12 protein-coding genes and 1 pseudogene are annotated in these 10,828 nt (G+C 68.0%); 7 read left to right on the forward strand and 6 right to left on the reverse strand.

The genetic code is table 11. The annotated features are described in order from the left end of the window. Nucleotides 1–30: 30 nt before the first annotated feature. Entirely contained in the window at nt 31–537 is a 507-nt protein-coding gene (locus tag FHS42_RS09570; RefSeq protein ID WP_184570989.1) for a carboxymuconolactone decarboxylase family protein, read from the reverse strand. A 92-nt stretch (nt 538–629) separates the two neighbouring features. Beyond that, nucleotides 630–1,190 carry a cysteine hydrolase family protein gene (locus tag FHS42_RS09575; protein ID WP_184571602.1) on the reverse strand — a complete coding sequence of 187 codons (561 nt, stop codon included), beginning with the start codon at nt 1,188–1,190 and terminating at the stop codon, nt 630–632. A 302-nt stretch (nt 1,191–1,492) separates the two neighbouring features. Between FHS42_RS09575 and FHS42_RS09580 the strand changes: the two genes are divergently transcribed. Together FHS42_RS09580 and FHS42_RS09585 are read left to right on the forward strand one after the other, a co-directional pair. Continuing rightward, nucleotides 1,493–2,227, forward strand: a complete 735-nt coding sequence (locus tag FHS42_RS09580; protein WP_184570991.1) for a DUF5701 family protein — start codon at nt 1,493–1,495, stop codon at nt 2,225–2,227. 417 nt (nt 2,228–2,644) lie between these two features. Further along, a complete protein-coding gene (locus FHS42_RS09585; RefSeq protein WP_184570993.1) occupies nt 2,645–3,202 on the forward strand; it encodes a hypothetical protein in 558 nt (185 codons plus the stop codon). A gap of 313 nt (nt 3,203–3,515) precedes the next feature. Here FHS42_RS09585 and FHS42_RS09590 read toward each other — a convergent pair whose 3' ends face one another. From FHS42_RS09590 to FHS42_RS09605, 4 genes are all read right to left on the reverse strand, one after another. Then, nucleotides 3,516–3,908 (reverse strand): VOC family protein, encoded by a 393-nt coding sequence (locus FHS42_RS09590; RefSeq protein ID WP_184570995.1) that lies wholly within the window; start codon nt 3,906–3,908, stop codon nt 3,516–3,518. Then, nucleotides 3,905–4,207 (reverse strand): ArsR/SmtB family transcription factor, encoded by a 303-nt coding sequence (locus FHS42_RS09595; RefSeq protein WP_184570997.1) that lies wholly within the window; start codon nt 4,205–4,207, stop codon nt 3,905–3,907. The genes FHS42_RS09590 and FHS42_RS09595 overlap by 4 nt, the downstream gene beginning before the upstream one ends. Nucleotides 4,208–4,574: 367 nt before the next feature. After that, nucleotides 4,575–5,762 carry a helix-turn-helix domain-containing protein gene (locus FHS42_RS09600; protein ID WP_184570999.1) on the reverse strand — a complete coding sequence of 396 codons (1,188 nt, stop codon included), beginning with the start codon at nt 5,760–5,762 and terminating at the stop codon, nt 4,575–4,577. A 391-nt stretch (nt 5,763–6,153) separates the two neighbouring features. Then, the gene (locus tag FHS42_RS09605; protein ID WP_184571001.1) at nt 6,154–7,065 is read right to left on the reverse strand and encodes an NAD(P)-dependent oxidoreductase; all 912 of its coding nucleotides are present in this window, start codon (nt 7,063–7,065) and stop codon (nt 6,154–6,156) included. A gap of 71 nt (nt 7,066–7,136) precedes the next feature. Between FHS42_RS09605 and FHS42_RS09610 the strand changes: the two genes are divergently transcribed. From FHS42_RS09610 to FHS42_RS09630, 5 genes and pseudogenes are all read left to right on the forward strand, one after another. Continuing rightward, nucleotides 7,137–7,487, forward strand: coding sequence for a winged helix-turn-helix transcriptional regulator (locus tag FHS42_RS09610; protein WP_184571603.1), 351 nt, complete (start codon nt 7,137–7,139; stop codon nt 7,485–7,487). Nucleotides 7,488–7,695: 208 nt separating this feature from the next. After that, nucleotides 7,696–7,875: a hypothetical protein gene (locus FHS42_RS09615; protein WP_184571003.1), complete on the forward strand. Its 180-nt coding sequence runs from the start codon at nt 7,696–7,698 to the stop codon at nt 7,873–7,875. Between the two features lie 611 nt (nt 7,876–8,486). Then, a pseudogene (locus tag FHS42_RS09620) lies at nt 8,487–8,699 on the forward strand (thiamine pyrophosphate-binding protein); the annotation flags it as partial. Nucleotides 8,700–8,848: 149 nt separating this feature from the next. After that, complete coding sequence (locus FHS42_RS09625) at nt 8,849–10,111, forward strand: AAA family ATPase (protein ID WP_184571005.1); 1,263 nt, start codon at nt 8,849–8,851, stop codon at nt 10,109–10,111. Continuing rightward, entirely contained in the window at nt 10,111–10,806 is a 696-nt protein-coding gene (locus FHS42_RS09630) for an RloB family protein (protein WP_184571007.1), read from the forward strand. Before FHS42_RS09625 ends, FHS42_RS09630 begins: the two co-directional genes overlap by 1 nt. Nucleotides 10,807–10,828: the final 22 nt, after the last annotated feature.

Genomic DNA, 10,828 nt, shown 5'->3' on the forward strand with positions numbered 1-10,828 from the left:
AGCCGAACGTTGAGCCCTACCCAGGTGGCGTCACTTCCACGGGTCGGTGAAGGACCGGCCGGGCACCGGCTTGGCGATGAGCGCTAGGGGGATGAAGCAGTTGACCTGACCGATCGCCAGCATGACGGTGGCGAGTGCCTTGGCCTCATAGTGCTCGGCTGCCTGCGCATACAGGTCATCGGAAACCCTCTCGCCGTCTGCGGACGGCTGAAGCACGGCTTCCACAAGTGCCAGCGCGGCACGTTCGGGGCCAGTGAAGTACGGCGAGTCACGCCAGGACACCACCGATGAGATCTGCTCCTCCGACGCCCCGGCCTTCCGCAGGAGGCCCGTGTGCAAAACGGTCAGGTAGGTGCTGCCGACGAGCTGGCCGGCACGCAGCTGAACCAGGCTGATCGTGGAGCGCGGTACCGAACCGTTGCCGGTGGCCTTGAACAGTGCCGCGGACACCTCCGCCAACTCGGGGACGAGCTCCACGGGGTTTTCGGACATCCGCGGCACCATCGGGACCTTCGTCGTGATCGAACGCGTTTCCATCGACGTCTCCTTGGGGCTTTCACATTGCTGTCACCCCCCTGACGGATCACGCCGCACACATGTGACCGATGGGCGCCATGGCCCAACCACCGCTATTGAGGTGCGATTGCCCTCACCCAGCCGTCAACGGTGACGACGTCCGCCCACTGCGGGAACAGTCGCTCAATGAGGACCCGGTGCACTTCCGGATCGGTGTCCAAACAGGCGTCGGACAAGACGGTGAGGCCGAAGTCCAGGTCGTTCGCCTGGCACAGGGTGGACAGCACCACAGCGCTGGTGGCGATGCCGGTGAGTACGAGGCTGTCGATACCACGCGCCCTCAGCACCACGTCCAGATCGCTGCCCGAAAACGCGCTCGCCCGCCTCTTGGTGACCACCACATCGCCCGGCCGGGGCGCGACCTCGGGGTGTATCTCGGTGCCCGGGGCGCCCTCGACGTAGCGGCCGGCGCGTGCGATGGCAGCGAGAGCCTTGTTGCGCGTGCCGACTTCGGGGAAGCCAGCACGTAGCGCGATGACCACGTAGATCACGGGGATGTTCGCCGCCCGGGCTCCGTCGATCGCTCTACGCAGGCGTGGCAGGTATCCGGAACCGTCGTCGGCGATGTCCACGATGGCCTGTTGGACGTCCATCACAAGAAGGGCGCTGCTCATGTTGCCTCCGGCAAGGGGCGGTTCGGCGTTGCTACGGATCAGGCCCTCCATGCTCAGGCCCTGCGCGGCCATGGGCAACTCGCGCTCCACACGCCCCCTTCAACCATGCGTGCGTACGCGCCTCGCGCTCGGCTTGTGTCACGACAGCTGTTCTCACCGGTTCACCTCAAAGGGCCCTTACAGCTAGGCGCGTACGCAGTCGTGACCACGGGAAAAGGGCGGAGGTCGGCAGCGGGCGGGAATGTTCGGGCGGGCCTCCTCGTTCACTCTGGGCCGTCCACGTCGCCACCCCTGGGAGCACTGTGCCCGAGACCATGCCCATCACCTCCACTGTTCTCCCGGCCCTCCCGACCTTGAGTGTGCAGGCCGAGCGCCTGATCGAGCTGGGGGTGCACGAGATCGCCGGGCTGCCCGCCGCCGAACTACGCACTTTCGCCGAGACCGCTACGGCCGCCGAGGCTGCTGCGGCTGGCGAGTCCGCTACGGCCGGCGAGGCTGTTGGGGCCGGCGAGGCTGCTGCGGCCGGCGGTAGCGCCCTGCTCGCTGTTCACCCAAGCCACGCCCCTGCCTCTGCCCTCGCGCCGCTGCTTCGCCGCGATGACAAGCCGGGCTTCGTCGTCACCGACATGCCCGATGTTGACCTCTTCGCCCCGCTCGAAAAGGTCGCGCTGCCCGATGCGCCCTTCTACCTCCTCACTGGCATCGACCGCGGCGACCAGATGGCCAACTGGAGCCCGGCCGAAGCGCTGCCTGCGCTCACCGAGCAGGCCCGCACGCCGTTGGTGCTCACTGAGGGCATCCACTGGGTGCTACAGCAGCCCGACATCTTGGAGCGCAACCACTGCTTCATGACCATCGGTTCTCGGCTACGTAAAGCCAACGGCGCCCTTGACGCCCGCACCCCGGCGCTCTGGATCAGCAACGGCACCGGCCGGGACGGCCGCGAGCGCCGCAACGCCCCCAAGGTCGGCTGGTGCTGGGCGGGCAACCGGCACACGTGGCTGGGCTTCGCCTCCGCAACCGGCCGCCGGATCTAGCGCGAACCACGCTCGCCCCACCGCGGGCGGCCCCGCTGTCCATACGGCTTCGCGAAGTGATGTCCGGCCTCACTCTCGACGGAAGCACGGGATCGCGGCGAATACGCGGTGCCGAAGGCGCCCGGCGGCTTTCACAGGCTGCCAATAAACTGTCAAAAAGCCGATTGACCCCGCGGCTTGTGCCTCGTATCACCACGGGGGACAGTCAATCCGCGCCACTCAAGCCGAAGGACGGCGAGCGGGGCGACGCATCGAACGCCGCTGTTCACCCAGTGCGCTGTGCGTCAGCCCCCTCGCACACCACGTGCCTGCGAACATCCGTGGCGCGTAGCCCGCGCCACCCGAGCGCGGAACCGTCGAACCACCTGTCGCCACCAGGCAGCACATGGTACCGACACCTACCAAAGGGGTATTGTCATGCGCACGCTAATGGGTAGATTGGCTGGAGCCGCCGCGTCCGTCGCCATGGTGGTCGCGTTCCCTCTCACGGCCAACGCCGCCGAGAAGGCGGACGTCACCCCTGCACCCACCACGTACGCCTCCGCGGCATCAGTGGCGACTGACCCCGGCCTACGGCTCACCGGAGACCAGGCCGGCGAGCGCGCCACCGCCGCACCGCCGGTAGCCAAGAAGCCCGCAACAGCCCAGGCCAGCTGGTACTACCACATCACCTCCTCCTGCCGCGGCTACGAAAACTCCATAGTCAGGGGCGCCGACTACTGGGGCGGAGGGGTACGCACCACCTCCAGCGGCACACCCGTCTCCTGCACCAGCGGCTACGTCCAAGGCTGCGGCATCTCCAACGCCGTTGGCTGCAACTGGAACCAGGGAGGACGCATCGCCCTGTCCTCCATGGTGCGCGACATGGCACTGCTGGCGGCACACGAGTTCGGACACAACTGGTACGGCCACAGCGCCCAAGGCTGCGCGAGCTGGAACAGCGCGTACGACGTCATGAAGACGACGATGTGCTGACCCATCCCCCATGCGTCGCGTGCCGTAACACGGCCTCGCGGAGGTAGCGGTTTTCACGAGACGGACGTGCGCCGTGCTCGCTCAGCGGCCAACGGTGAGCGAGCACGGCGCAGCGCACTCACCGCCCGAGCGTGCGGTGCGCCGAGCGGTCCCCACCCGGCAACAACTCAGGGACGTCCGCCGCTGTCGTCACGTAACAGTCACGAGCCTCAGCTTGCAGACGGCCACTGGCAACGCATCGGACGATGGGCTCACGTGCCGCTTCGCAGGCGCCTGGCGACGCGGAGAAAGACGCTCACACGCGACCGACCGCCTACTGCGACTGTGACGCGATCTGGATCAGGTTGCCGCAGGTGTCGTCGAAGACGGCGGTGCTGATGGCGCCCATCTCCAGGGGCTCCTGGGTGAAGCGGACGCCGAGGCCGCGCAGGCGTTCGTACTCCGCTTGCACGTCATCGACGGCGAATTGGGCGAGCGGGATGCCGTCCTTGGCGAGCGCGTCGCGGTAGGGCTTGACGGCGGGGTGGCCGGCGGGCTCCAGAAGGAGTTCGGCGCCGCCGGGCTCGTCGGACGAGACGACGGTCAGCCACCGGTCCTGCTCCCCCACCGGAACGTCATGCTTTTTCACGAAGCCGAGGATGTCCGTGTAGAAGTGCAGGGCCTTGGCCTGGTCATTGACGAAGATGCTGGTCAGGCGAATCTTCATGAGGTGCTCTCCTCCGGTTCGGATGGGTCGGGCGTGAGCCACCGTTGGACGATGTGTCGCAGCGGGGCTGTGTTGAGGTCGTGAAACTTATAGCGGCCTTCCCGCCTGGTCTCGACGAGCCCGGCAGCTTCCAGCGTGGCGAGATGCTGGGAGATCGCCTGGCGCGAGATGCCGAGCTGATGCTTCATGCTCAGCCGCGAGCAGATCTCGAACAGCGTCTGTCCGGACTTCTCCGTGAGCTCGTCGAGGATGATGCGGCGGGTGGGGTCGGCCAAGGCTTTGAAAAGGTCGTCGGCCACGACCACACAATAGGCAAGCCTTCACTTGCCTATCAAGTCGAGGTGCGCCACGTTTGCAGGGCAGGGTGGTCGGTTGCAGCGTTGCCGACAGCACGGCGGTGATGATGGTGTCGGCGAGGCGGGGCGCTGGGGTGAGCAGCCGGTCCGGCTCGGGTGCGATGCGCCACCATACGAGGTGGTCCCGGGTCACGCTGGGGACGAACAGGAAGCTGCCGTCGTCCCGGGTCAGGGTGAACCTGTCGTCTGCGCGCAGGTGTTGCACGGCTGGTGCGTGCGGTGCGATCAACCACGTCATCTGACGGCCGATGTCCTCTTGGATGACCGCGCCGCTGCCGTAGGCCGTCACCTTGAGTAACCAGCCACTCACCTACATCGACAGTCCCACCGCATCCACTAGCCTGCGCATCTCCGACGTCAGGGTTCGCCGTCGCTTGACGACCTCGTCGAGGATGTCCCGCGCGTACCTCTGCTGGGACAACCACTCGGGCACCCGAGCGTGCACATCTTCCAGCACCTCGACCGCCTGCCCGTGATCCCGCATACGGCTATGGGCAGCCGCCACGTCCAGCCGGTGGCGGTTGTACTCGGTCTGCGCCTGCCCTTGAGGGCTGGTCCGCGCGGCGACGTCCTTGCCGATCCTGAGCACCATGTCCGGGCGGTCCAAGATCATGTGCTGCTCGGCGCGCTTATAGGCAACCGCCAGCGGACCCCACGTACTCAACCGCGCACCAAGCGACAGCTCACGACCGGTGATCACCGCCAACCCCCGCGCGAGTTGCAGCGCGTCGGCGGACTCCTCGGGCCGGTTGTCCCGAATGCACACTGCGGACAGGTGAAGCAACAGCCCACCCCACGCCGCGAGGTCCTCCGTACTGGCTCGACTCAGCCGATGCGGCTCCACCTCGTCCGCCCATTTTGTTGCCAGCTCCCTGGCCTCAGTCAACCTGCCCTGCCGCATCGCCAGCCAGCACATGGTGCCGACGATGGATGCGCTGCGCTGCTGGTCCTCGGCGGCAGCCAGGGCGCGCCGAAGGGCGGTTCCGGCAGCGTCGTACTGATGCGTTTGGGTGAGCACCGACCCGGCGAGCTGAAGCGCGTACGCCTGCACGACTCGCCCGCCCGGAGCATCGCCGAGCCCCTCGGCATCATGAAGGGCGTGCGGCAACAGCGTGGCCACCTCCGCGAGGTGGTCCGAATTCAGCTTCCTCTTCACGGCATCCACGGCGGCTTGCACGCCTGCTGTGGTCGGCTGGTCGGCTAGCTTAGGCGGAGGCAACTCCACCGCCTGCCGCACCGGCAGCCACAATGTCGAGGGGACTTCGGCGTGCTGCCCGGCGTCGGCATTGCCGCGATCGAGCAGGCATGAGGTGGGGATTCGGAGAGCCGCGGCCAGCTTCCGGGCCGTCTCCAGCCGGGTGCGGTCTACCTGCTGCTGCTCCAGCTTTCTGATCAGGGAAAGAGAGACACCGGAGGCGTCGGATAACTGACCTTGCGTCAGGCCCCGGCGCTTGCGGATGTCGCAGAGGCGCGTGCCGATGTCAGTGGGCTCGGGCATACCGGTCTCCTCGTTCCGAAGTAGACACTCAGAACGGTACTCCCGGCCCAGCCCGGGAGGCAGCGACCGACTTCCGCCAACGCCTGGCGGGGGCCGCCGTGTTGACGGCGCTTTCACTTCGGGGTGTGGACCCTGACTCGGCCCGTGACGTGCCGCTTGCCGTACAACACCGACTCATCCGACGAACGTTGAGAACTGCGTCAAAAGGGCCCACGGCATCCCCGGTCTTGTCCCCGTCCGAGACTCCTAGCAGGGTCTCGCCGCCCGGCCGTCGTCCTCACTATGCCCGTGCGGGCACCCTTCGTCGCAGCCGTCTTGGTCGGCGGGCTTCGGCCCTGGCGGGGAGGATGAGGCGCCGCCAGCCGTGAGTCTCGTACTGGTTGGTTGACCCTCAGTGGCGGCCGATGAGTTCCGCAATGCGGGACGGGCCGTCCTCGCCGTGGCCGAGGGCGATGGCGCGGCGGACCTGGCCTTCGGCGGTGCGCAGGACGGAGGAGTCGATGCCGTGTGATTCGGCGGCGTGGACGATGTGGGCCATGGAGGAGACCGCCGAGGTGATGGGATTGATGGTGCCTGAGTGGGTGCCGTCGTCGAAGTCGTCGGCGAGCTCGGCGAAGTGGTCGGGCAGAATGGCCCCAATCCCTCGGGCAAAGGGGGCGAGTTCGCGGGCGGTGATGCCTTCGGCCTTGGCGAGGGCCATGGCATGGGCGTAGCCGGATGTGGCGGTCCAGAAGATGTCGAGGAGGGCCATGTCGTAGGCGGCAGCGCGGCCGATGTCCTCGCCGAGATGGGTGAGGGTGCCGCCGAGGGCGGCGAGGACGGGGCGGGCTTCGGCGTGGAGGTCGGCCGGGCCGCTGACGATGAAGACGCCGTGCGGGGTGCCGATGGTGGTGGTCGGGGTCATGACGGCGCCATCGAGGTAGCGGATTCCGTGGGCGGTCGCCCAGTCGGCGGTGGAGCGGGCGCGGTCGGGGGTGTCGGCGGTCAGGTTCACCAGAGCGCGGTTTTTGAGCGCGGTGGCGACCGGTTCGGCGCGCAGGACGGCGTCCGAGGCGTCGTAGTTGACCAGTGAGACGACCGTGAGCGGGCTTGCCGCCGCGGCCTCTGCGGCCGTCGCGGCGCCGGTGGCGCCTTGCGTGACCAGGTCCGCATCTCGGCCCGCCGTGCGGTTCCATATGGTTACTCGGAGCCCGGCATTGAGAAACGCGGCGGCGAGCGCCCGTCCCATCGGGCCGAGCCCGATCACGGTGACGTCCGACGACTGCGACGACGGTGTGGACGGAATAGCAGGTACGGCAGACATGGTTGAACTCCCTTACGTATACATACACAGGCGGATACAGAAACAAGCCGCATGGAAGCAGGTCGTAGATGATGCCCCGTAGCCGTGCCCAGGACCCGACCGTCTGCGGAGTCGTCGCGGCGTTCGCGGTGATCGACGGAAAGTGGAAGACGTCGCTGCTGTGGCTGCTCGAAGCAGGCCCGCAGCGCCCCGGCGCACTGAGACGCCAACTGCCCGGGCTCACCGAGAAGGTCCTTACGCAGGCCCTCCGTGAGATGGAGGAGGACGGCATCATCCACCGCGAGACCTACGACGTGCTCCCGTTGCGGACCGAGTACAGCCTGACCCCCTTCGGTCAGGACCTCGCCACCGCGCTGGCACCCGTCGCTGACTGGGGGTACCGGCGCCTCGACCGCCTCGTTCCGGCCGAGTCCGTCTCCTGACCTGCCCGGGTCGCTCCCTTCTGTCCTCCCGGGGGGCTCTGCTCCAGCTTCTCCCGGCGGATGAGGGGTGCCAAGTACCCACTTATTTGTGGGTACTTGGTCCGCTCCAACCGGTCTCTTAGCGGGCGGTATGTGCATTGATGCCGCTCCTGCGGTCACCGGAACGTGTGTGGGACCACAGCACCTGTAGGGGCTTAGGCGAGACGATGTGGAGCGTGTCGCTCATGAGCTGCTTGAGCTCGGCGATCGAGGCGTCGTCGTGGACGGACTCGGCGGTGAACAGCCGGGTGTCGCGTGGGCTTCCGCGGAGAACTTCAGCTCACCGAGCAGCGACTCGGCCTGCCGACGAGCCGACAGCGCGTACGGGTCCGCGAGTCCCTCCCAGTAGGCCGCCTGCCGCAGCAGGGAGCCGTTTCTCAGGCGCTGGGCGCCGCACGTGCGCTGAACGAAGCTCGGCGCTGGTGCTCTTGCCGCACTTGCTCAGCCCGCCGAAGGCGATGACTCGGCGCAGGTGCTGACTCAGCTTGTTGTCGGCGGGGGCGGCGTCGTCCCGGCCGTACAGCTTGGGCCGGGCCGGTCGGGCAGACGTCGGCACCCGGTGACTACGTCGGCAACGAGCGTGTCGAGGGCGGCGCGGAGTTCTTCCTTGTGGCCGTGGAGGGCGGGGACGCGCCGGCGGGCCAGTTCTTCCCGGCCCGCCAACTGCTCGCCCGATGTGCCAGATCCGCAACGTCAGCACCGACAGACGGTCAATGACCGAGGCGAGTGTTCCGGTGTGCGGCGGTGCTTCGGCGCTGCCCGCTTCCGCTAGCGAGCCGAGAACCTCGTCGGCCCCTTGAGAGAAATGGTGCCCCGGGCAGGACTCGAACCTGCGGACAAGCGTTTAGGAGGCGCCCATTGCGTATAGCTCAGACCCCGTTTGACCTGCAACTTAGCGCTCAGCTGACAGATGGTCAGGCGTTTTGTGGGACGCATGTGGGATTCGACTGTTCGGGTGACCTGTGGGTCGACGACGGCGGCTACGGGGTCCTGCGCGAGTACGTGACCGACGCGCTCGGCGCCACCACCCATACCGAACTCGCCCACCCCGACTTCACCGCCCTCGCCGAGTCCTTCGGCAACCCGGCCACCCTGTCGTCCCCCGCCACCCCCGGCCCCTCCGTCGCCGTCCTCCCGGCGGTCCTGAAGCTCTTCACCCCGACCCACCTCTGAGCACAGACGACCAAGATCTCCCGAACCCTCCCGCCGCGCCGCCCCAGACGGTATGTTCCGGTCCGCGGGGGCGGCACTGCAGGCCAGGTGCCACCCGCCGGGCCGATGTCAGAGGCCGCGACTACGCTGAGCGCGGAGAGGAGGACGGTGTGCTGCTGAGATTCCGCGTGGCGAACGTGCGGTCCCTGCGCGACGAACAGGAACTGTCCTTCATCGCGCCCGAGGGCGAGAGCGGGGGCGACGGGTCGGCGAACCCGGTGGAGCTGGCGGGCGGCGGAACCGTGGCCGTCTTCCCGCTCCTCGCCGTCTTCGGCGCGAACGCCTCCGGCAAGTCGAACGTACTCAGCGCCCTCGGCGACATGCGGAACGCGGTGCTCAACTCCTACGCCCGCTGGGCGTCCTACGAGGGTGTCCCCCGCCACAGCTTCGCACTGAACCCGAAGAGCGAGGACGAACCGTCCTTCTTCGAGGTCGACATCGTCATCGACTCCGTCCGCTGGACGTACGGCTTCGAGCTCGGCTCCGATCAGGTCGAGTCCGAGTGGCTGCACAGCTACCCGCGAGGCCGCCGCCAGGAGTGGCTGGACCGCGACGCGTCCCGGACCGAGGTCTACAAGTGGCCGGGCGGCCGGGTCCGCGACCGGTCCCAACTCGTGCGCCGCACCCGGCCGAACGCCCTGCTGCTCTCCACGGCCGGCACGGACAACCATCCGCAGCTCTCCCCGCTCTTCCACTGGTTCCGACGCAATCTGTGGTCGATCGACCCGGAAGCCGAACGCCTCCAGCGCGAGGCGTTCACCACCCGGGAGCTCGCCGGGGACCGCGCCCAGCGGATCCAGGAGCTGCTCAGGGTCGCGGACCTCGGCATCACCGGGGCCTCCGTCGTGCAGGAGGGCCCGGAAAAGAGCGCGGTGAAACTGACCCACCGGTCGGCTGGCGGGGACGTAGCCTTCGACTGGTCGGAGGAGTCCTACGGCACCCGCTCCTGGTTCGCCCTCCTCGGCCCGCTGCTGCTGGCCCTCGACGAGGGTGCGGTGCTGCTCATCGACGAGCTCGACGCCAGCCTGCACTCCCGGTTCGCCGCCGAGGTCGTGCGGCTCTTCCACGACCCCCTCGCGAATCCCAGGGGTGCGCAGCTCGTCTTCACCTCCCACGACGCGACGATGCTGACCACCCCCAGCGGGGGGCGGCTGCTGGAGCCCGGGCAGGTGTGGCTGACGCAAAAGAACAAGGATGGGGCGACCGAGCTCTACCCGCTGACGGACGCGGAACCGGGCGAGGAAGAGGACCTCACCCAGTCCTACCTTGCGGGGGCGTTCGGCGGCGTTCCGTCCCTGCTCGAGGGGCAGATCGCGCGGCGGCTGGCGACGGCGCGGGAGACCGGGGCGTACGAAGGGGCGGGACAGGGCTGATGGCGCGTCCGCAGCGGGGAAACGACGCGTTGGGACGGAGGGGGCCCGGCAAGGGGCGGCGGCACAAGATCGTGCACGTCTTCACCGAGGGGAAGGTCACCGAGCCCCGCTACCTCGACATCCTCAAGACTCATGGGGTGCCCAAGGACCCGGACCACAAGGTCGAGTGGCATGTGGCCAACGAGGAGGACCGGGGCTCACATCGCAAACCGCTGGACCTCGTCGCGCTGGCGGTGCGGCTAAAGCGCGAGACCGCCCGTGAGGACAGGCGGAACAAGGTCGCGGAGAGGTTCCGGACCGAGGTGTGGTGTGTTTTCGACCGGGACGACCACGACGGCATCGAGACCGCGATGAAGCAGGCCCGCGAGGGCGGGGTGCGGGTGGCGTATTCGCATCCGTGCTTCGAGGTGTGGCGATTGGCGCATCACAAGGTCGTCAGCGGAACCTTCGCCGGGGTGTGCAGCCTGGCCACCGAACGACTGCCGTTCCGCCGCGATCCCCAGGATGCGGCCGACATCAAGGTGGTCCTCCCCCACCAGATCCTCGATCGCTACGAGACCGCCCGGAAGAACGCCCTGCTGATGAACGCCCAGCACGGTGACCACGTGTCCTGGATCCACCGGGACCCCTACACGGACGTGCACGTGTTCGTGGAAGAGGGCTTGGGACTCAGCGGCTACGTCAGCGAGCCCTGACGGACGCTCCCCGGTGTTTCCA

Origin of the sequence: Streptomyces zagrosensis, assembly GCF_014203645.1 — a bacterium.
Taxonomy (GTDB): Bacteria; Actinomycetota; Actinomycetes; order Streptomycetales; family Streptomycetaceae; genus Streptomyces; species Streptomyces zagrosensis.